19 protein-coding genes and 1 pseudogene are annotated in these 21,042 nt (G+C 68.2%); 13 read left to right on the top strand and 7 right to left on the bottom strand.

Annotated features, from left to right (window positions below; genetic code table 11):
• Positions 1–3 precede the first annotated feature (3 nt).
• On the bottom strand, positions 4–1,077 hold the full coding sequence (lipA, locus tag NKH51_RS15715; protein WP_256527482.1) for a lipoyl synthase: 1,074 nt from the start codon (positions 1,075–1,077) through the stop codon (positions 4–6).
• A 108-nt stretch (positions 1,078–1,185) separates the two neighbouring features.
• Between lipA and NKH51_RS15710 the strand changes: the two genes are divergently transcribed.
• The 3 genes and pseudogenes from NKH51_RS15710 to NKH51_RS15700 all read left to right on the top strand — a co-directional run bounded on the left by NKH51_RS15710 (position 1,186) and on the right by NKH51_RS15700 (position 4,803).
• The gene (locus NKH51_RS15710) at positions 1,186–1,701 is read left to right on the top strand and encodes a PH domain-containing protein (RefSeq protein WP_254762615.1); all 516 of its coding nucleotides are present in this window, start codon (positions 1,186–1,188) and stop codon (positions 1,699–1,701) included.
• A gap of 58 nt (positions 1,702–1,759) precedes the next feature.
• Positions 1,760–2,361: pseudogene (locus NKH51_RS15705) on the top strand (DUF7978 family protein).
• 84 nt (positions 2,362–2,445) lie between these two features.
• The gene (locus NKH51_RS15700; RefSeq protein WP_254762614.1) at positions 2,446–4,803 is read left to right on the top strand and encodes a DEAD/DEAH box helicase; all 2,358 of its coding nucleotides are present in this window, start codon (positions 2,446–2,448) and stop codon (positions 4,801–4,803) included.
• Between the two features lie 23 nt (positions 4,804–4,826).
• Here the strand turns inward: NKH51_RS15700 and NKH51_RS15695 are convergent, their stop codons facing one another.
• Positions 4,827–5,483 carry an HAD family hydrolase gene (locus tag NKH51_RS15695; RefSeq protein ID WP_254762613.1) on the bottom strand — a complete coding sequence of 219 codons (657 nt, stop codon included), beginning with the start codon at positions 5,481–5,483 and terminating at the stop codon, positions 4,827–4,829.
• Positions 5,484–5,564: 81 nt separating this feature from the next.
• A complete protein-coding gene (locus tag NKH51_RS15690) occupies positions 5,565–6,167 on the bottom strand; it encodes a DJ-1/PfpI family protein (RefSeq protein ID WP_254762612.1) in 603 nt (200 codons plus the stop codon).
• A gap of 322 nt (positions 6,168–6,489) precedes the next feature.
• Here NKH51_RS15690 and NKH51_RS15685 point away from each other — a divergent pair, with 322 nt between their 5' ends.
• The 8 genes from NKH51_RS15685 to NKH51_RS15650 all read left to right on the top strand — a co-directional run bounded on the left by NKH51_RS15685 (position 6,490) and on the right by NKH51_RS15650 (position 13,403).
• The gene (locus NKH51_RS15685; RefSeq protein ID WP_254762611.1) at positions 6,490–7,020 is read left to right on the top strand and encodes a hypothetical protein; all 531 of its coding nucleotides are present in this window, start codon (positions 6,490–6,492) and stop codon (positions 7,018–7,020) included.
• Positions 7,021–7,027: 7 nt separating this feature from the next.
• The gene (locus NKH51_RS15680; RefSeq protein WP_254762610.1) at positions 7,028–7,402 is read left to right on the top strand and encodes a hypothetical protein; all 375 of its coding nucleotides are present in this window, start codon (positions 7,028–7,030) and stop codon (positions 7,400–7,402) included.
• A gap of 158 nt (positions 7,403–7,560) precedes the next feature.
• The gene (locus tag NKH51_RS15675) at positions 7,561–8,715 is read left to right on the top strand and encodes a helix-turn-helix transcriptional regulator (protein ID WP_254762609.1); all 1,155 of its coding nucleotides are present in this window, start codon (positions 7,561–7,563) and stop codon (positions 8,713–8,715) included.
• Between the two features lie 150 nt (positions 8,716–8,865).
• Positions 8,866–9,588, top strand: a complete 723-nt coding sequence (locus NKH51_RS15670) for a hypothetical protein (protein ID WP_254762608.1) — start codon at positions 8,866–8,868, stop codon at positions 9,586–9,588.
• Positions 9,589–9,692: 104 nt separating this feature from the next.
• Positions 9,693–9,923 carry an Lrp/AsnC ligand binding domain-containing protein gene (locus NKH51_RS15665; protein WP_254762607.1) on the top strand — a complete coding sequence of 77 codons (231 nt, stop codon included), beginning with the start codon at positions 9,693–9,695 and terminating at the stop codon, positions 9,921–9,923.
• Positions 9,924–10,000: 77 nt separating this feature from the next.
• The gene (locus NKH51_RS15660; RefSeq protein WP_254762606.1) at positions 10,001–10,783 is read left to right on the top strand and encodes an endonuclease NucS domain-containing protein; all 783 of its coding nucleotides are present in this window, start codon (positions 10,001–10,003) and stop codon (positions 10,781–10,783) included.
• 295 nt (positions 10,784–11,078) lie between these two features.
• Complete coding sequence (endA, locus tag NKH51_RS15655) at positions 11,079–12,149, top strand: tRNA-intron lyase (protein WP_254762605.1); 1,071 nt, start codon at positions 11,079–11,081, stop codon at positions 12,147–12,149.
• A gap of 93 nt (positions 12,150–12,242) precedes the next feature.
• The gene (locus tag NKH51_RS15650; RefSeq protein ID WP_254762604.1) at positions 12,243–13,403 is read left to right on the top strand and encodes an FtsZ/tubulin family protein; all 1,161 of its coding nucleotides are present in this window, start codon (positions 12,243–12,245) and stop codon (positions 13,401–13,403) included.
• Positions 13,404–13,438: 35 nt separating this feature from the next.
• Here the strand turns inward: NKH51_RS15650 and NKH51_RS15645 are convergent, their stop codons facing one another.
• Together NKH51_RS15645 and NKH51_RS15640 are read right to left on the bottom strand one after the other, a co-directional pair.
• A complete protein-coding gene (locus NKH51_RS15645) occupies positions 13,439–14,368 on the bottom strand; it encodes an ornithine cyclodeaminase family protein (RefSeq protein ID WP_254762603.1) in 930 nt (309 codons plus the stop codon).
• Between the two features lie 65 nt (positions 14,369–14,433).
• Positions 14,434–14,829, bottom strand: coding sequence for a methylated-DNA--[protein]-cysteine S-methyltransferase (locus NKH51_RS15640; protein WP_254762602.1), 396 nt, complete (start codon positions 14,827–14,829; stop codon positions 14,434–14,436).
• A 104-nt stretch (positions 14,830–14,933) separates the two neighbouring features.
• Here NKH51_RS15640 and NKH51_RS15635 point away from each other — a divergent pair, with 104 nt between their 5' ends.
• Positions 14,934–16,529, top strand: coding sequence for a tryptophan--tRNA ligase (locus NKH51_RS15635; RefSeq protein WP_254762601.1), 1,596 nt, complete (start codon positions 14,934–14,936; stop codon positions 16,527–16,529).
• Positions 16,530–16,634: 105 nt separating this feature from the next.
• On the top strand, positions 16,635–17,927 hold the full coding sequence (locus NKH51_RS15630) for an ICP22 family protein (RefSeq protein WP_254762600.1): 1,293 nt from the start codon (positions 16,635–16,637) through the stop codon (positions 17,925–17,927).
• An 11-nt stretch (positions 17,928–17,938) separates the two neighbouring features.
• On the opposite strand, the gene NKH51_RS15625 is transcribed toward NKH51_RS15630, so the two are convergent.
• The gene (locus tag NKH51_RS15625) at positions 17,939–19,606 is read right to left on the bottom strand and encodes a histidine kinase N-terminal 7TM domain-containing protein (RefSeq protein ID WP_345779986.1); all 1,668 of its coding nucleotides are present in this window, start codon (positions 19,604–19,606) and stop codon (positions 17,939–17,941) included.
• A 125-nt stretch (positions 19,607–19,731) separates the two neighbouring features.
• Complete coding sequence (locus tag NKH51_RS15620) at positions 19,732–20,673, bottom strand: UbiA family prenyltransferase (RefSeq protein ID WP_254762598.1); 942 nt, start codon at positions 20,671–20,673, stop codon at positions 19,732–19,734.
• Between the last annotated feature and the right edge of the window lie 369 nt (positions 20,674–21,042).

The raw sequence follows: 21,042 nt of genomic DNA, 5'->3' as shown, positions 1-21,042 counted from the left end.
CTCTCAGGACTCGGTCTGTCGAGGCGCCGATCGGTGCGCGTCGGCCCTCGCTTCCGCAACGGTCTTGCCCTCTCGCAACACGGCGTCGACGAACAGTTCGCCGGCCTTGTACGACGAGCGCACCATCGGGCCGCTCGCACAATAGAGGAACCCTAACTCCTCCTCGGCGACGCGTCGCCACGTCTCGTACTTGTGCGGATGGTCGTAGCGCTGGACCTCGAGGTGATCCCGCGAAGGGCGTAGATACTGCCCGAGGGTGACGATGTCGACGCCGCGCTCGCGCAGATCGGCCAGCGTGCGGTAGACCTCGTGGTCGTACTCGCCGTGGCCGAGCATGATCGAGGTCTTCGTGTAGATCTCCGATTCGCGCTCTACCTGCTCGAGCACCGAGAGGCTCTGCTCGTAGCCGGCGCGGCGGTCGCGGACGGGAAACTGCAGGCGCTCGACGGTCTCGACGTTGTGGGCGATCACGTCGGGTTCGGCGTCGATGATCTTCCGGACGAGCCGTTCTTCGCCCCGAAAGTCGGGAATCAGCACTTCGACGAGGATGCCGGGATGGCGGGCCTTGATCTCGCGGATCGTCTCGGCGAAGTGGCCCGCGCCCTGATCGGGGAGGTCGTCGCGGTCGACGCTCGTGAGGACGACGTAGTCCAGCCCGATCTCGGCGACGGCGCTCGCGACGTTTTCCGGCTCGTCCGGGTCGAGGGGCTCCATCCCGCCGGTCCGGACGTCACAGAAGTTGCAGGCGCGAGAGCAGCGGTCACCCAGCAGCATGAAGGTGGCCGTCCCGCCGCCGGTGTCTGACTCGCCGCCCCCGCCGGGACCGGCCCGTCCCGACCAGCACTCGCCGAGGTTGGGGCAGTTGGCCTCCTCGCAGACGGTGTGGAGGTCGTGCTCGCGCAGCGTCTCTCGGATGCCGGCGAACTCCCGCCCCGACGGCGGCCGACTCTTCAGCCAGTCGGGCTTTCGCGCGCGGCTCATAGTCGTGTCTCGGGCCCTGCGGTGAAAAACCGTGTCGGTCGTTAGTCGCGACCGACCACCCTCCGTCGCCTCGCGCCCGCCCCACCGGCTCCGCATCGAGCCGATCGAGCTGTGCCGTTAGTCCGCCTGACTCTCCGCAGTATCGGGATTAACCACCCCGTTACCCCGATAGCTTTACGGAGAGGTGTGGAATAGGCGGGGCCGATGGCCTTTGGCTCGACGCCCGACTGGTTCCACATCAGCGACGACGAGAGCGTCATCTGGGAGAGCCGTCCCCACCCAATCACGATGGGGAGCAAACTTCCGGTCGGAGTCGGGATCGCGCTCGCCGGGATGCTCGTCGCCGGCTGGAGCGGGACCGACGGCGTCGGTCTCCTGACCCTGCTCGGCGTCCTCGTCGCGGTCGTCGGTGCGGCGATCGCGCTCGGGCGCTACCTGGTCTGGACGAACACCCGCTACGTCATCACCTCCTCGGAACTCTACAAGAAGCGAGGGGTTGTCTCGAGAGACGTCACCCAGTTCCGCCTCGAGCGCGTCCAGAACACCAGTCTCAGCCAGAGCGGGATCGGCCGCCTCTTGGGCTACGGCGACCTCACCGTCTACACCGCCGGGTCGGGCGACCCGGAGCTGACCTTCGAACGCGTTCCCCAGCCCGAACGAGCGAGTAGCCGGCTCAGCGACCAGCTCGAGAACGTCGCTCCCGATCGGTCAACCGTTTGAACGGATAGCGGTCAGACCACAAGACACATAAGATCAAGTGTGATTCGAGGCCGACACAATGGCTTCGAACCTGTCCGCATCGGATCGGATCCCAGCGACGCGTCGCTCGAGTCTCGCGGCGAGTGCGGGGCCGGCGTCCTGGCCGCCGCGGTCGGCTACCTCGTGACCTACCTGCTCGTCAGCGGCGAGGTCCGCGATATCTTCGGTGACGACGTCGCGACGTGGAAGGGGGTCGCCTGGTACTTCTACGAGGCCCATCTGGTCGACGTCCGGGCCAGCAGCCAGGTCGGCTCGCTCGGCGGGTCGAGCACCCTCGACCTCATCGCTCAGTCGGAAAGCGCGGGCGTTGGCCTGCTCGTGCTCCCGCCGCTCGTGTTGCTCGCGGCCGGCGGCCTGCTGGCGGTCCGATGGAACGCGACCGATCTCGGCGAGGCCGTCGTCGCCGGCGCGCCGGTAACGATCGGCTACGGCGCGGTCGTGGGCCTCGGCGCGTTCGTCACCGAGGCGAGCGCCAGCGGGTCCGCGTTCGGAATCGAAGCGAGCACCTCGACCGCCCCGGAGACGCTCCCCGCTATCGTCCTCGGCGGCGTGCTGTACCCGCTCGTGTTCGCCACCGCCGGCGCGGTCCTCGCAGCCGCGATCGCGGTCGCGACGCGGTGAGTGCGCGGCGATCGACGAGCACACGATGAACGCGCCGGGACTCGAGGGAAACGCCTTTGACCCGGCACCCCCCGTTTCCGTGTGATGGAGGTCGCCGAGGTTCTCCCCGAATTCGCCGACGCCTTTGCCTTCGAGGAGTTCAACCGGATGCAACGCGAGGCCGTGCCCGCACTGCTCGAGACCGAGGAGAACGTGGTCGCGAGCGCACCGACGGCCTCGGGGAAGACCGCGCTCGCCGAACTGGCGATCTGTAAGACGCTGGCCGAGGGTGGGACGGCGCTGTTTATCGCGCCGATGCGGGCGCTGACCAACGAGAAGGAAGACGACTGGGACCGCTTCGAGGGGCTGGATTACTCCGTCTACGTCGTCACCGGCGAGCGCGACCTGAACCCGCGGCGCGCGCGTCGGGCAGACATCCTCGTGATGACCCCCGAAAAACTCGACTCGGCGACCCGCAAACACGACTCGAGACGCTACGACTTCGTCACCGACATCGACGTCTGCGTCATCGACGAGGTCCACCTGTTAGACGCCGACCGCCGGGGCTCGGTGCTCGAGGTGACGATCTCCCGGCTGCGGCGGCTCTGTGAACCCCGTATCGTCGCGCTGTCGGCCACGATGCCCAACGTCGACGACGTGGCGGCGTGGCTCGACGCCCCGGCGGCGAACACCTTCGAGTTCGGCGAGGAGTACCGCCCCGTCGAACTCAACGCCGGCGTCAAGACCTACACGCACGGCGAGAACTCCTTCGCGGACAAGTACCGCCGCCTCTATCGGGCGCTCGACCTCGCCGAACCCCACCTCCGAGAAGACGGCCAGTCGCTGGTGTTCGTCTCCTCGCGCCAGGACACCGTCCGCGCCGCCAAGAAGGCCAGAGACGAGATCGCCGAGCGCGATATCCCGATGGGCGCTCGCGGCGACTACGATTTCCATACTGAATCGAAGGAACTCGAGAACGACACGCTGCGGAACTCGGTGTTAGACGGCGTCGCCTTCCACCACGCTGGGCTCTCGAAGAACGACCGTGACCTCATCGAGGAGTGGTTCAAAGCGGGCCACGTCGAACTGCTCTTCTCGACCTCGACGCTGGCCTGGGGCGTCAACCTGCCCGCCCGCTGCGTGGTGATCCGCGATACGAAGCTCCACGACCCGCTCGAGGGCGAGGTCGATATGAGTCCGCTGGACGTGCTCCAGATGCTCGGTCGCGCGGGTCGCCCGGGCTACGACGACGTCGGCTACGGCTGGGTCGTCTGTGACTCGGCCGAGGCGGATAAGTACCGGCGGCTGCTCCGGGACGGCAAGGAGATCGAGTCCCGCCTCGCCGAGAGCTTAGAGACCCACCTCAACGCCGAGATCGCGATGGGGACCATCACCGATCTCGAGGACGTGATGGACTGGCTCGAGACGACGTTCTACTACGTCCGCGGCCAGTCGAAACCCGACGACTACGACTTCCCGAACCTGCGCCAGCGGGTCCGCGACTGCCTCGAGGGGCTGGTCGACCGCGGGTTCGTCGAGACCGGCGAAGACCTCTCGATCGAGGCCACGCCGCGGGGCGTCCTGACCTCCAAGTACTACCTGCGCCTCGACACCGCGGCCCGCTTCGCCGCGCTGTGCGATCGCATCGCGGAAGACGAAGCGACGCTCACGACCGGCGACGTCCTCGAGGCGGTCGCGACCGCCGAGGAGTTCGACTCGGTCTCGGCCCGTCAGGACGAGCGCGAGGCGGTCAACGCCGTGTTGGTCGGCGAGGAGACGACGGATCTCGACGCGGGCGAGCGGAAAGTACTCGCGATCCTCCGCGGGGCGGCCAGCGGCTCCACGCCGGCGGAACTGCGCAGCGACGCCTGGGTCATCCGGCAGAACGCGACGCGGCTCCTCTCGGCGCTCGGGGCCTTCCTCGACCGGTTCGTGGGCCCCCACGCCGCGAACCTCGCGCGCCGGGTCGAGGCCCGCATCGAGAACGGCGTCGCCGAGGACGCGGTCGGGCTGACCGCCATCGACGGCGTCGGGCCAGGCCGAGCGAGCAAACTCGCCAAAGAGGGACTGGCGACCCCCGGCGACATCGTCGGCGCGGGCGTCACGGGCCTCGTCGACGCCGGGCTCTCGGAGGGCGTCGCCGAGCGCGTCTACGAGGGCGCCCAATCGCTGCCCTCGATCGACCTCGAGTGGGGACAGTTCCCCGACTCGATCGCGACGGGGGAAAACGACGTCTGCGAGGTCACGGTACGAAACGTCGGGGAACCGGCCCGCGCCGGGATTCGCGTGACCGTCAACGGCGTGGAGATGACGAGCACGAACACCTACCTGCGCGACGCCGAGACCCTCCCGATCGGCGTCTTCGGTGCCGACGCGGCTGAACTCGAGTTTACCGTCAGCGTGGCCTTCCCCGAAGAGCCGCTGTTGCCGATCGAGGCGAGCCGGACGGTCGACGTGCGATAGCGCCGCGGAGAGACGGCGACCCGCTACGCCCGTTCGACCAGTTCGAGCACGGCCTCTCGAAGCTCCGCGGGCGAGTCTACGACCTCGTCGGCCGGCGAGCGATCGATATCGCCGTGGGCGTCGATCCGGTAGGCGACGACGATCGCACCCGCTCGAGCGCCCGCTTCGATCCCGTTTTCCGAGTCCTCGACCACGACACACTCCTCGGTCGAAACGCCGAGTTCGTCGGCCGCGTACTCGAAGACATCGGGCGCAGGCTTGCTCGCGGCGTCGATATCGTCGGCGCTGATGACCCGGTCGAACGCGCCCTCGAGGTCGAAGCGCTCGAGGACCATCTCGATCCAGTCGTGCGGTGAGGAAGAGACCAGCGCCGTCGCGACGCCGCGGTCCTCGAGGTCGGCCAGCAGATCGTGGAGGCCGTCGAGCGCGTCGGCGCGCTCGGTATAGATCCCCTCGGCAGCCTCGTCGAACCGCCGGATCCACTCTTCGCGGCTGATCGCGGTGCCGTACTCGGCCTCGAGGTAGTCGTAAATCTCGCGGAAGTTCATCCCGCTCGTCTCGGCGAGATCGACGGTCTCGTCGGGGACGGCCTCGGGGAGGAGATCCTCGCGCTGGAAGTCGACCCAGTAGTCCTCGCTGTCGACGAGCACGCCGTCCATATCGAACAGCACAGCAGGCATGTGCGTCGGGCTATTCGACGGCCGCGTATAGCCGTTTGGCACGCGGCAGCGGGACTCGGCCGCGTCGGCGTTCGACGACGGTCACGCGACGACCTCGCCACGTCGCTCGTACTCCATCCCCGTCGCGACCGCGTCGGCCACGTCCGCGCCGAACTCGCGCTCGAGCAGCCACAGCGCCAGATCGATCCCCGAGGTGACCCCGCCGGCGGTGAGGATACCGCCGTCGTCGACGACGCGCGCGTCGGCGAGATCCGCGCCGGCGGCCGCGAGGTCGTCCCGCGCGACAGCGTGGGTGGTCGCGGGCCGGCCCTCGAGCAGCCCCGCCTCGGCGAGCACCATCGCGCCGGTACAGACCGAGGCGACCGTCGTGCCCGCGATGTGGCGCTTTTCGACGGCCGCGGGCAGCGGGCTGTCCTCGACCGCGGCTCGGACGCCGGCGTCCTCGCTGGTCCAGCCGCCGCCGGGAACGAGCAGGAGATCCGGCTCGCCGAGCGTTCCCTCAGATTCCACGCGAAGGCCGTGACTCGCCGTCACGAGTTCGTCGTTCCGCGGTTCCTCGAGCGTGACCAGCCGCGTCTCGAGGGCCGCACCGGCCTGCGATCCGTTCTCGAGGACCTCGTAGGGGCCGATCGCGTCGAGTTCGTCGAAGCCGTCGAACAGCACGATTTCGGCAGTCGTGACCATACCGTAGCGATCGCCGAGCCGGCTCATATCCGTTGTGTCCCCGCGCTGCCGGTCGTCAGCGCTCGGCGATCGGGGTCCGGGCTCGAGGGCAGATCAGCGCGGACTCGAGGGCGCGGACGAGGCGCGCGCAGCGTCGGCCGCGCCCGGGTTCGCACCGCAGCGACAGGGGTCGGTTCGCCCTGGCCGCGAGCCGCCGTCGATGCGCACCAAACCGGCCACAAACCCGTTCAAACGTCCGTCAAATGGCCGCAAACGGAAGCAAACCGAGGTCACGGCTGCCCCCCTTCAAGTCGATCCGGCGACCCAGGACCGACTGCGAGCTATGAAACGAACGACACTGATCGCAGCTGTGTGCGCGCTGCTGGTCGCCGCGACCGGCTTCGCCGCCGCAGCTCCCGGCAACGCACCCGCGACCGTCGACGCGAACTCGACCGACGCCGAACAGCACGCGAACCACAGCGACGCGCGACACGCGAACGACAGCGACTCCCGAACCGAAAACGGCAGCGCTGCCGCCGACGGCGCGGAGAACGCAGGTGAACGGGGCCCGGCAATCGACCTCCCCGCACAGGTGCCCGACGCGGTCTCGGACCGCGTTCCGGAGAACCCGGTCGACCGCGTTCCCACCGACCTCCCCGAGCAGGTGCCCGACCACGTCTCAGAGATCCACGACCGGATCTCGTCGTTCCTCGAGGGCGACCTGACCGGCTCGCTCGGAGACGCCGTCAGCGACATCGTCTCCGGCGACGGGAGTGACGACGGCAGCGACGGCAGCGAGCAGTCCGCGACGAGCGATGACGCGGGTGCCGATGGGACGGCCGAGTCGACCGAAACCGACGAGCAGACCGCGTAACTGACCCATGCCCGCACCCGCTCCGCCGACGCCGATCGGCCTCGAAGACCGACTGCTGGCGTTCGCCGTGAGCCTGCTGATCGGCGGCGCCGCCGTCCACGCCGGCACGCACGTCGTCGCCGACGCCCGCGACTACGCCCACGCGGTCCTGACCGCGCTGTGTGGCGCGCTGGTCTGGGCGCTCCTCGAGCCGATACCGCTGCTCGGCGGAGTGCTGGCGATCGTCGCGTGGGTCGCGGTCCTCAAGTGGCGCTACCGGCTCGGCTGGCCGCGGTCCGCGGCGGTCGGTGTCGCCGCCTGGGCGGCCGCGGTCGTCGCCCTCGCCGCTCTCGAACTGGTCGGTATCGGCTCGGTCTCGGCACTCGGCGTGCCGGGAGCCTGACACAGTCCCGCTGACGCTTCTGACTCAAGCCCTCCGTTACGCTTCTCGCGCTGCAAACCGAATTTTTCGACCGGCCGCAGGTCGACCGCTACTGACAACGAACGTCCACGAATCGAGCGTTTCGTGTGGTTTAAGCGACGGCACGAGCATCGAGCGATATGAACGTTCGCGTCGGCGTAACGGTCGCAGTGGTCGCGGCGCTGCTCGTCAGCGTCGGCCCGATCGCGGCCGCGACCGGTGCGTCCCCCGTCGACTCCGACCACACGAGGGCGTCTCCGTTCGCGCTCCAACAGGATCAGATCGACGCGGACGAGGTTCGAATGAACGTCGCGCTCCGGCCGAACGGGACCGCCGAGTGGACGATCGAGTTCTGGATGCGTTTAGACGACAACGAGAGCACGGCGGCGTTCGAGTCGCTGCGAGACGACATCCGGGACGATCCGGCCAATCACACGCAGACGTTCGCCGACCGAATGCGTGACACGGTTTCGACGGCGAGCAACGCGACGGGCCGCAAGATGGCCGCCGACGGCTTCGCGGTGGAGACGGATCGACAGTCGTTCGCGCGCGAGTACGGCGTCGTCAGGTACACCTTCCGCTGGCGCGGCTTCGCCGCCGTCGAGGGCGACGAACTGCGCGCGGGCGACGCGCTCGAGGGGCTCTACCTCGACGACGGGACGCGGCTGTTGATCGCGTGGCCCGAGGGCTACGAGCGAGCGTCGGTCGCGCCGGAGCCGGACGAGGAACGCGACGGAGCCGTGCTCTGGCGCGGCGGCCAGACCGACTTCGTCTCCGGGGAGCCCCGCGTCGTCGTTACCGCTGCGGGATCGGGGCCGCCGGCGGCGGTGTTCGCAGCGATCGCGGCCGCCGTGCTCGGCGGGGCCGCCGGCTGGTGGTACTACACGCGTCGTACGGAGCGATCCGACGGCGAGGAGGCCGATCCCGGCTCGGCCTCCGACAGCGAGTCGACTCGATCCGATCGGCCCGAGCCCGAATCCCCGCCGTCGACGACGGCGGGTGCCGAGGGGTCGGACGCCGACGCAACCGGCGCTCCGGATCCGGAACTGCTCAGTAACGAAGAGCAGGTCCTCCGCCTCGTCAGGGAGCGCGGCGGCCGGATGAAACAGCAGGCGGTCGTCGATGAACTCGACTGGACCGACGCGAAGACGAGCAAGGTCGTCAGCGGGCTCCGCGAGGAGGGACGGCTCGAGTCGTTCCGACTGGGGCGCGAAAACGTCCTCTCGCTGCCCGACGCGGACGAGGACCTCGTCGCGGATACCTGCGCGGATGCCGGTAGCGAACGAACGGAATGACGCGAACGCGCAGACGCGACGAGCTAGACGGGACCAAACCGACGAAATCGACAGACGGCAACGAATCGAAAACGGCGTTAAACGGCGTTGACCGTCGCTGAAGCCAAGTCATCGCCTCGAGTATACAACACCGACCGAATACGATATCCAATGAACCGAACCACGACGATCACGCTGGCAGCGCTACTCGTCGCCGCAGCGGTCGCGGTCCCCCTCGCCGCGGCGAGCGTCGTCTCGAACGGAACCGCGCAGTCGGATGCCGACGCCGCGGGGAACGACTCGATCGAGCCCGGCGCCCAGTTCGCCGCCGCGGTCGGCGTCCAGAACGCCGACGTCGGCGGCGAGCTCTCGGAACGGACGTACAGCGTCAGAATCGCGAACGCGGAGACGAACGAGACGAAAGCGGCCATCGTCGACGACCAACTCGCGGCGACCAGCGCGCGCCTCGAGCGCCTCGAAGCGAGACTGGAATCGCTGAACGAATCGCGGGCGGCCGGCGAGCTCGGCGAGGACCGCTATCGCGCGGAGGTCGCGACGACCGTCGCACGGATCGGGGCCGTCGAGCGCCAGGCCGCGGCGCTCGAGCGCACTGCAGCCGAGTTGCCCGAGCGCGCGCTGGCCGACCGCGGCGTCGATCTCGAGTCGATCCGATCGCTGCGCGACCGCGCCGGAGGGCTCGGCGGTCCGGAGACCGCGGCGATCGCTCGTTCGGTCGCCGGCGACGATGTCGGCCGGTCGTTCGGAAGCGACCGCGAGCCCGGAGATCCGGTCGCTGGCGAGAATCGGCGCGGCGGTCCCGCTGCGAGCGCAGAGAACGGGACGGCAACGGGATCGAGCAGCGGCGGTACCGAGTCGGATTCCACTGCCGAATAGGAGGACAGCACCTCCGGCGCGGCCGGTGGCCGGGACCACGCGTTCGCATCGACCGGGAAAGGCGCACTCTCGTTTTTTGCCACTCGGTGTCGAAGCCTCGCGAAATGGTCTACGCGTATGCGACGGTCGATACCGCGACCGATACGGCCGAATCGGTATGCGACGCCCTCGCAGACATCGAGAGCGTCGTCGACGTGCACGTCATCGCGGGCGACTTCGACGTAATGATCGAACTAGAAGGCGAGACGCCCCACGACGTGCTCGAGACGATGACGTCGGCGATCCGGCCGCTCGAGGGCGTCGGGACGACGCGAACCTACATCGCCATCGACTGATCGCGTCGAACGACAGGCGCGGCGGGGCACCGTCGGACGGCCGTGGATTTAAATACGAAACCGCGGCCAACGACCCTATGATCGACGACGCGATTCGCGTGCTGGCGGGCGACTGTACCGTCATCGCCGAGAACAGCGAGCGAGCGGAGTACCGCGGCCGAGTGACGACGATCGTCAAACCCGACAACACCGTGTTGGTCCACGACACCGACGGCTATCAGCCCGTCGCGTGGCTCACCCGCGCCGACAGCGTCTCGAGCGACCGCACGGGCGATTTCACCCTCGTCGCAAAAAAGGACACCCAGACGCTGCGGATCGCCGCCCACGAGCAGGACGGCTTCGCTCACTACCCCACCTCCGCGGCCGGCACGCCCGTCGGCGACTGCCCGGACTGCGGCGGCGCGCTCGTTCGCTCGAGCGGCGTTCACTGTGTCGCCTGTGGCGACCGCTACGGTATCCCGGCGGATGCGACGATCCGCGACGACCACTGTGCGTGCGACTGCGGGCTCCCGAAAATGCGCGTCGAACGCGGCCTCGCCTTCAACGTCTGCCTCGACCGAGCCTGTGAGTCCCTCGACGCGGCGGTCAAACAGGCCTTCGACCGCGAGTGGGACTGCCCCGAACCGGACTGTGACGGCGACCTCCGAATCCTTCGGCGCGGCGGCCTCATCGCCGGCTGCGAACACTACCCCCACTGCGAGGCCGGCTTCGCCGTCCCGGCCGGCGTCGTCGACGGCGAGTGCGACTGTGGCCTGCCGACCTTCGAAACCGGAAGCGGCATCCGCTGTCTCGACGCGACCTGTGACCGCGCGCTCGAGGGAGCGGGAGCGCTCAAGGCCGACCCCGCGGCCGACGACTGACGGTTCGCTCGAGGCCGAGCGACCACCACGCAACAGCCGTCAGACCAGTCACCACGCGATAGCCGCCCGACCAGCCGCTGCGGTGGGTGGGACTGAAAGGGGCTGCCTCGCTCCGGGAAGCCGGACGACGCAAGGACCGCAGCCGAACGAAGTGAGGCGAGGACCACAGCGAGTCCTGCGACCGGAGCGAGGCAGGGGCTTTCGTAGCAGTCGAATCTGAAGCAACCTCTCGCTCACAATCAGTGAAGGAGGATCGATCCGCAGCCACTTAGTCACGGCCGGCCAACAGCCGGCTATGGCACTCGAGGGGCGGTTCGACGACGGCGTCGTCCGCGTGGGCGGCGACGCGCGCCAGCGGTATCACGATTCGCGGGGCTACGGCTACCCGCTCTCCGGCAACGAGATCGCCCTCGCGCCCGTCGAGGCGGCCCACCTGCTGTATCGGGGGGACCTCGAGGCGGTCGTCGGCAGCGACGGCGACCGCCTCGAGTTCCGGGAGTTCGTGGCCCGCGAGCCGGGCGAGCGCTTCGGCGTGCGGTTTCTGGTTTACGCGGACCTGCGCGAGCGCGGCTTCTACCTCTCGCCGGCCGCCGAGCCGTGGCTCTCGGAGCCGCCGGGCGGCGAGGCCGACTTCGCGGTGTTCCCGCGCGGGAAAGGGCCCGGCGACGGTGAGATCGCCTACGCGCTGCGAGTGATCGGCGAGCGGACCGACGTGCCGGCCGCCGAACTCCGCGAGGGCGTGCTCGCGGTCGTCGACGAGGAGAGCGAGATTACCTACTTCGAAGTGAAACGGCGGGACCCGACGGGCACCTCGAGACGCGAGGGCGGGCTCCCCGAGCACTGCGAGGCCGATCTGCTGGCCGATCGGGTCGTCGTCTGGGAGCCCCCGCTCGAACTCTACGAGGAATCGTTCTACGGCCAGCCCCTCGAGGGGCGGGAGTACGACGAGCCGACGCTCCAGTGTTCCCTGCTCGAGGCGGCCTACCTCGCCGAGCGAGGGGCGCTCGCGCTCGAAGCCGAAACGGTCCGCGAGCGGGGCCGAGAGGTCGAGGGCGAGCGGTTCGAGCGGCGACTGACGGTCTATACCGAACTCCGCGAGCGCGGCGTCGTCCCCAAGACGGGGTACAAGTTCGGCGCCGACTTCCGAACGTATGCCGACGTGGAGTCCGTCGACGACCTCGGGCACTCCGAACTGCTCGTTCGCGTCCACCCAGCCAAGTACGTCTTCGAGCCGCGCGACCTCGCGCTCGACGTGCGGCTCGCCCACGGCGTCCGGAAGACGATGGTGTTCGCGCTCGTGAGCGACGATACTAGCGGCGCGGCCGGTGGAATCGAGTGGTGGTCGCTCGAGCGGCTGACGCCCTGACACGATGCGTCTCCCCGAAAATGCGTCCCGCCGCCGACTAGAATCCTTCTCTGCGAGGGAAACACAAAAGGGGCGAGGCGAGAGCATGGGGGTATGCAACTCGCGGTGATCGGCGTCGGGGGCGCGGGCTGTCGGATCGCGTCGGCGGTCGGGACCACGGGGCCCGCGGCCGACTCGTTCGTTTCCGACGTCTTCGCGTTCGATACCGACGGCGACGCGCTGGCGGCACTCACCGACGTATCGGAGTCCCACCGATATCGGTACGGACCGGATGGCGATATCGACCTCGACGACGACCTAGAACGCGGCCTCGAGCTCGGACGAGAGCGCGCCGACGAACTCGTCGACGTGCTGGATCGGGGAACACCGGCGGCCGCGGACGCGATCCTCGTCGCGGTCGGCCTCGGCGGGGCGACCGGCGGCGGAACGGTCCCCCCGCTGGTCGCGACGCTGCAACGACGGTACGACGCGCCGGTGTACGTCCTCGGGACGCTCCCGGCAGACGGCGAGTTCGGGTCCGACGGCGGTCCCGGCGGGACCGATCGCCGACCGCAAGCAGCCGGACCCGCCGTCGACCCCGACGCGCCGGCAACGCCACCGCGACCGCACGCTCCGGCCAACGCCGTCGACGCGCTCGAGCGACTCGACGGACGCGCCGACGCCGTCCTCTGTTTCGACAACGAGCGGTGGCTCCGCACCGGCGAGCGCCTCGCCGAGGGCCGCGATCGGTGCAACCGGGAACTGGCGACGCGGATCGCGGCCGTCTTCGGCGCCACCGAACCGAGCGACGAGGGCGGCGAACGGGGCATCGACGCGGACGACATCGGCCGCGTCGTGGGGAGCACGACAGACATCGTGACGATCGGGTACGCCGAGCAGGACGTCGACACCGGCGGCTCGCGCTTCGGGCTGGGACTGTTTTCGACGGAGGAGACCGTCGACCGGACCAGCGCGGTCAGCGCCGTCGAGACCGTCGTTCGGAAGGGAATCCACGGCAAGCTCACGCTCGAGTGCGAACCCGAGGCCGCCGAGCGGGCCATGCTGCTCGTCGGCGGCCCGCCGGCCTGGCTCGACCGGCAGGCGATCGCCGACGGACGGCGCACGCTCGAAGACGCCACCGACGGGGCACGAACGCTCGGCGGCCACGTCCCCCAGCCGGACGCGGAGTCCGTCTTCGCGGCGGTCGTCCTCGCCGCTATCGCGCCGGTCGACCGACTCGAGGAGTTACGGGCGATAGCGGATCGATCGGCGTGAATCGGGCGCTCCCGTCGTGCTGCCCAGTTACGTGATCACGCGAACCGCTCGAGGAACTCGCGTCCGAGCACGACCTCTGTTCCGGCCAGCCCGACCGAGCAAAACAGCGTGACATCATCGGTGTGCTGCCGGCCGTGGTCGGAGTCCTCGAGCACCGCGGCGAGTTCGACCATCCGCTCGCGGTCCGCGCCGGAGGCCACGTACGGCCGGTCGTAGGCGTCGACCTGCGGGAGCGAGTCGGTCGCGATCACATCGGCGCGGCCGACGACTTCGAGCGGGAGTTCGTGAGCGTCCTCGAATCGCGGGCCGATCGTCGTGACGTGAGTGCCGTCCTCGAGCCAGTCGGGGTCGAAAACCGGTTCCTCGCTGTTCGTCGCACAGACGAGCGCGTCGGCTTCGCGAACGACCGGTTCGGGGTCATCGACCGCGCGGACGGGCGGCTCGACCTCGCCGTCCGCCGTCTCGGCGAACGACTCGCGGCTCTCCGCGGTCGGGCTGTGGACCAGCACCTCCGCGAAGTCGCGGGCCGCACACGCCGCGCCGACCTGCGCTCGAGCCTGAAAGCCCGTCCCGAGCACGCCGAGCGTCTCGCTGTCCTCGCGAGCGAGCGTGTCGATCGCGACGCCGCCGATGCCGCCGGTTCGGAGGCCGCCGACGGCGTAACCCGCGATGAGGCCCTCGAACGCGCCGGTCGTCGCATCGAAGACCGCCACGAGCTCAGTGAGCCCGTCGTCGGATCCGGAATGCGTCGTGTAGACGCGGAAGCCGGTCGCGTTCGCCGGCCCGGTCGCGGAGCCGGCGGTGAATACGATGTCCCCCTCGCCGGCGTCGACCCGCCAACGCGGCGGGGCCTCGAGCGTGCCCGCGGCTCGTTCGGCGAACGCCGCCCGCATGGCGTCGACGACCTGCTCGTAGTCGAACTGGGAGTATACGTCGCCGTCCGTCAGGATGGGAAACCCGGTCATGCTCGCTGTATCAGCCGGACGGAATATAACAGGTACGGCGCGGAGACCGTTCGGGCAGCGACCTGCTACGGCTCGCCGGGAATCGCCGCGCCCTCGTGCTCAAGCAACTGCCGTTTCAGCTCGAGCCCGCCGCCGTAGCCGACGAGGGAGTCGACGCCGACGATCCGGTGACAGGGGACGATCAACGGGACCGGGTTGCGGCCGCAGGCCTGTCCGACCGCGACCGGCGCGCTCTCGAGGGTCCTCGCGATCTCGCCGTACGTTCGCGTCTCGCCAGCCGGAATCTCCGTCATCGCCCGCATGACGGCTCCCGTGAAGCCGTCGGGGTACGCGATCTCGAGGTCGAACGCCCGCCGCTCGCCGGTCTCGTACTCCCCTATTTGCTCGCGAATCGTCTCCGAATCGGCGTCGATCCGCGATTCGTCGATCGTCAGTTCGCTCCCGAACAGTTCGACGTACATCGCCCCTCGGTACGCGCCGGCGGGATATCAACGCTCGCGGACCGAAGATTTCGGCGGCGGCGAAGCCGAAGGCTTTTGCGCGCTGGCGCGGCAAGGGACAGCTAATGACCGGAGACGACCCACTCGAGGAGTCCGAGTCAGGGGAACCGACGACCGGGGAACCGCTGCCAGATGGCGGCGCTGCAGGCGCAGACGATGTCGCGCTGGACCCCTGGGGTTCCTCGTCCGTCTCCGACTACCGCAAGTTGTTCGAGGAGTTCGGCATCGAGGAGTTCGACGAGGTCTTAGAGGAGGTGCCAAACCCTCACTACCTGATGCGCCGTGGCGTCATCTTCGGCCACCGCGACTACCGACCGGTCGCCGAGGCGCTGCGAAACGACGAGCCCGCGGCCGTCCTCTCGGGCTTTATGCCCACCGGCGACCCACACATCGGCCACAAGCTGGTCTTCGACGAGATCATCTGGCACCAACAGCAGGGAGCGGACGCCTACGCGCTGATCGCCGACCTCGAGGCCAACTCCGCACGCGGGATGTCGTGGGAAGAGATCGACGAACACTCCCGAGACTACCTGCTGTCCCTGCTCGCGCTCGGCTTCGATCCCGAGGAGGGGACGCTCTATCGGCAGTCGACCAACCGCGAGCTACAGGATCTGGCCTTCGAACTCGGCGCTGAGGCCAACTTTTCGGAGCTTCAGGCGATCTACGGCTTCGACGGCGAGACCGACGTCTCGCACATGCAATCGGTCGTCACCCAGATGGCCGACATCCTCTACCCGCAACTCGAGGAGCCCAAACCGACGGTCATCCCCGTCGGCCCGGACCAGGACCCCCACGTCCGGCTGGCCCGCGACCTCGCCGAGCGGATGCGCTTCTTCAAGGTGAGCGAAGCGTACGCCAGCTTCGAACTCGAGCCCGCGGAACGCGACCTGGTCGCCGACTTCTACGACCGGCTCGATCCCGCCGACTTCGACGACGACAGCCTCCGCTGTGTCCACGTCGCCGAGGCGATCGAGGAGACGCCGCTGTCCGAACTCGCAGTCGACGCCGACACGCTGAGTTCGGTCCTGACGAAACTCGAGGAGGCCGGCATGGAGCCGGTCCGGCCGCGCACCCGCTTTTTCGACCGGCGGGCGACCGACGAGGCCTTCGACGCGCTGATCGACGCCATCGACGGCGAGAAGCGGGTATACGAGAGTCACGTCGATGCCTTCGAGATCGACCGCGAGGAAGCCGAGGAACTCGCCCGCGAGATCGAAGTCGACAACGGCGGCCACGGCTTTCAACCGCCCTCGTCGATCTACCACCGCTTCATGACCGGGCTGACCGGCGGCAAGATGTCCTCGTCGATCCCGGCCTCCCACATCTCGCTGCTGGACGACCCCGAGGACGGCTACGACAAGGTGAAGGCGGCGACCACCGGCGGCCGCGAGACCGCCGAGGAACAGCGCGAGAAGGGGGGCCGAGCCGACGAGTGTCCCGTCTACGAACTGTACGCCTACCTGCTGTCCGGTGACGACGACGAGTTCGCGAAACGCGTCTACGACGAGTGCGTCGGCGGCGAGCGCCTCTGTGGCGACTGCAAGGAGCAAGCGGCGCAGTTGATGCGGGAGTTCCTCGAGGAACACCAGGAGAAACGCGAAGAGGTCGAAGACCTGCTCGAGCGGACGGATATCGAACTCGAGTCGCCGCGGCGTCGCTGAGGGCGCGAGTCCGTTCGGACCGCCGTTTTTGCGAGGGGGGGCCGGAGATACGTTTTGGCGTCTGACGAAGATATATACGGGCGTTCGTGGAAGCCGGAGGTATCGATGGCCCCCTCCCGCCACGTATCGACCGACGACCTGCTGGTCCCTGCCGACGTCCTCGGTGCGTTCGGCGTCACGCCGGCGGATATCGGCCGCGAACACGACGACGATACCCTCGAGGGAGCGCTCGCCGAGGCGCTCGCGGCGGGAGTCGACCGAACGACGGTACTGCGACGGACGATTACGCGGAGCGACCGCGGTCTCGCCTGTCCGGCCCGGTACTCGGCGGCCGACCTTGAGTCGGAACTCGTCGCCGTTTTCGGGGCGATCGGCTGGTCGCTCACCGTCACGCACACGCGGACCGGCGTCGAACTCACTGCGACCGACCCCCGCGGGCGACGGCTCGAAACGTCGATCTCCTACCCCGAAACGCCACTCGGGAGCGACAACCTCCCCGCCGTCCTGTGGGCGATCAACGAGGACGTACTCGCGGCGACCGACGCGCGGTTCGTCCTCCTCTCGTCGGGCGTCGACCGCTGGCGAGCCGCGCTGATCGAGACGAGCGAACTCGAGCGGCTCCGCGACCGCTACGGGCCCCGAATCGAGGCCGTCGATCGACCGCTGCTCCCCGAGTACGATCTCGAGGCGTACGTCCGGGCGGCGTCGACCGACGATCCGTCCGGACGGGGCGGGGGCGACTCGAGCGAGGGGGAGCCGTGGCCGCCGTGGGCGCTCGAACCGGCACCCCAGCGATCGATATCGAGCGCGGCCGTCGCGTCGCTCATCGACGAGGCCGAGCCGACCGCGGGGCCCGAATCGGGATCGGAGCCAGATGGCGTCTCGCACGGTCCGGGGACCGCACCGGCGAAATCGTCCCCCGCGGCCGAGCACGACGGCTTCGAACTGCGGGGAACGCCGACCGTCTCGCGAACGGACGGCGACGATACGGCGCCGATCGAAGACGGTACTCCCCAGCGGGAGCGCGAACGCTCGCCTCTCGGCTCGAGCGAGGAGGACCGACAGCCCGAGTTCGGCACGCTCTCCGGATCCAGCCCGACGGCGCGCGTCGCGAACGACGCGTTTGGGGCGGGCCTCGAGGGCCAGTCCGAGGACGACCGGTTCCGCGCGCTCGGGGCGGCCCTCGACGCGGGCGGAGCCGTCTCCGTTCGAGGGCTCCTCGCCGACGACGACTTTCTGCCGGCGCTGCCGGCCGCCGAACCCGACGAGGTTCGCATCGAGTTCGCCGACGGCTGTCGTCCCGTCGAGGTCCCCGACGCGACGGCGGCCGCCGAGCGGTCCGGCTTCGAGTGGGTCGATACCGGCTCGCTCGAGTCGACGCGGGTGTCGAACGGGTAGCCCGCGCGAGGTTACGGCGCGAGTTCGCCCGACGCGGTTCGCGTCTCTTCGGTGTCGGCGGAGGACAACAGCGGCACCTCGACGGTGACGACCGATCCGGTCGGTTCGTTCGCTTCGAAAACCACCGAGCCGTCGGCGATCTCGGCCCCCCACTTGGCCAACCAGAGGCCGAGCCCGCTCCCGTGTTCCAGCGGGGTTTCGGTGCCGCGTTCCAGCGTCGATCGTTCGGTGACATCGATTCCGGGACCGTCGTCCGCGATCCGGACGCGGACCCAGTCGTCGTCGGTCTCGACGCGGATCCGGACGGTCGGATTCGGATCCGGGTTGTGCTCGACGCCGTTTTCGACGAGGTTCGCGAAGACCGGCTCGAGGACGCCGGCGACGTAGAGGCCGTCAGCTGACTCGCGCTCGATGCGCGCGTCCGGGTACTCGTCACGAACGGGTTCGATGCTATCGTCGAGAAGCGACTCGAGCGCCACGGCTTCGGTCGACTCTCGGGCCCGCTCGAAGACCGCGATGATCTCGCGGGCTTTGTTCGCCAGTTCTTCGATCCGTTGCGCGCTCTCGGTGATCTCGTCGGCACCGCCCTGCGTGTCCGTATCCGCGAGCAGTTCGGCGTAGCTGCTGATGACGTTGGTTTCGGTACGGATGTTGTGACGGAAGACGCGGTTCAGGACCTCGTGGCGCTGTTGCTGTCTGACGTGCTCGCTGATGTCGTGAAACGTGATGACGTGACCGATCGTTCGGTCGTGGATGTCCGTCACGGCGGTGCCGGTCACGTCGTACAGCCGCTGGTCATCGGGGCTCTTGAACGGCCCGTGGTCCAGGTCCGACTCGCCCGATGGAACGAGCGAGTCGTCGGGAACGAGTTCCCGAAGCGGTCTGCCGAGCGCACGACGGCGTTCGGTTCCTAAGAGCTCCGCGCCGGTTTCGTTAATTTCGACGACGTTCCTGTGCCCGTCGGTCACGATCGCACCGTCGGGCATCCGGTCGAACAGCAGCCGACGCGCCCGTGGGTTCGGCGACGGACTCGTGCCGAACAGTTGAAAGCGAGTGAGCGCGCCCAGATAGGCGACGCCGGAAATCGAGAACGCGACCGGCGTGGGGTCGAGTCCCGGAACCGGAACGGCGTCGGCGAGAAAGAAAATGTTGCTGACCCACGGCGCCAGGATACCGACGAGCAGCGCCGCGCTCTGGCCCCTGAACGGCAGCGAGTCGTTCCGGATCAGATCCAGCAACGGAACGGACCCGAGCAGCCCCAGCAGATACGTGTACGCGGTGATGACCCAGAACCAGGGGCCGGGCGTCCGACTCAACAGCAGGAGTCCCCCCTTTCGGACGAGTTCCGACTCGGTGTACAACAGCGGATTGCCGGTCAACGCGAAGACGACGGTGAGCAGCGGCACGACCGAAAACAATGCGACGTAGCGCGGCCGAACGTACTGGTCTCGGCCGGTGTACTCGAGCGAGAAGAGCATCCAGCCGAGTGGAACGGCGACGACGCCGATCCATCGGAGGTTCGCCCAGAACACTTTCGCGCCGAGCGTCGACGCCTCGAGATCGAAGATGAGGAGGGCAGACCACCAGCACTGGCCGGCGAGCATCACGACGAGTGGAGCGGAACCCGGTTCGGGTCGCTCTCGCCAGGAGAGCAGTGCGGCGGTCGCACCAGTGGCAATTGTTGCAAGTAATATTCCCGACAGGATCGTGGAAGCGAACACCGATATAGTGTGGATGAGCCCAGCAGGTATTAAATATACGGGGAAACTGTACTATCGAAAATGTAATTGTTGTGGTTATTAAGTCAGGAAAGCAGGACAACGATCACGAGCGCGGTGAAGACGACGATGTACTCACACTCGGCGATCCTCGCGAGCAGGCGCTCGTTGTCGTACCGGCCGATCAGCGAGGAGACGCCGACGGAGTAGGCGATGCCGGCGAGCAACGCGAGACCCAGTCCGGGAGCCAGATAGCCGGAGCGAGCCGCGAACACCACGAGTGCGCCCGTACAGAGATCGATGCCGAGGAGAAACTGGCGCGTTCGGTCCACGCCGAACACGACCGGAATCGTTAGCACACCGATGGCTCGGTCGCCCTCGATGTCGCGGACGTTCGGAATCTCCGTGTTCGTAAAGACACGAAGGAAGAAGTAGCAGAAGACGATCAGCACCGATTCCGTGACGGCGCCGTCGGCGAACGCGAGGGGCAGGAACGTCAGCGTCACGGCCCACGCGAGCGCAACCACGGTCGTATTGAGGAGGAAAATGTCTTTCAGTCGTCGGACGTGTGCGCCGGTGCCGGGTACCCAGTCCGTCGCATAACAGACCCAGAGCGCGCCCGGGAACAGGGTTATCGCGAGTGCGATCGGACCGCCGAGTACCGAGAGCGCAACGGCGAGGCCGTACGCGACCGACGCCAGTACGTAGAGTACGTCGCGGTGTCGTTTGACGAACGCCGCCTGTCGCGGATTCGAGACCGCGTCGGTGTCGGCGTCTGCGAGGCGATCGTTGGCGTAGATGGCGAAGACGATCAGTCCGACGACGAGGGCTGCCGGGCTCGGCGGCAGCGCGAGGAGCGCCGAAACGATCACCACCTCGGCCATCGCGATCAGCGACAGATAGGCCGAACTGTATATCAGTGCGCCCAAAAATCGCTCCACACTCGAGGGGAGCAACGCGAACAGGGCGTTGTGGATAGCTGCCGCAGTAGTGTTTTCGGTGGAAAGTGCGTGATTTTTTCGTTCCATAGTTCGTTAGCTTTCGGAATCGCCCGATTAGTGGACGTCCCGTGTTTGATGCATAGAAATCGAACCACGATGTAATTATGGGTGACTGCCTAAGCACATAACCACCACCAGTTGTCCGGACGCAATGTTTTTGAGCGATCGACGAGAGTCGGCATGTATGGCACCCGGATCCCACGCGATAGGTGTCGCCAGACAGGGAACTCGCCGACAGACGGGATTCGGCTTCTTCTTCGCCCGGTGAGGCCGGGCCGGTGGATCCGTCGACGCCCACATCGGGCGTTCACGGCGAAACCGACCGTTCGACACCGCCGCCGGGACACCGCGCGGACGGTATCGGAACCGCTAACTGACCGACACGCAGGCATACGA

This window comes from Natrinema marinum, assembly GCF_024296685.1.
Lineage (GTDB): Archaea > Halobacteriota > Halobacteria > Halobacteriales > Natrialbaceae > Natrinema > Natrinema marinum.
This window is presented reverse-complemented; position numbering and strand designations above follow the sequence as displayed.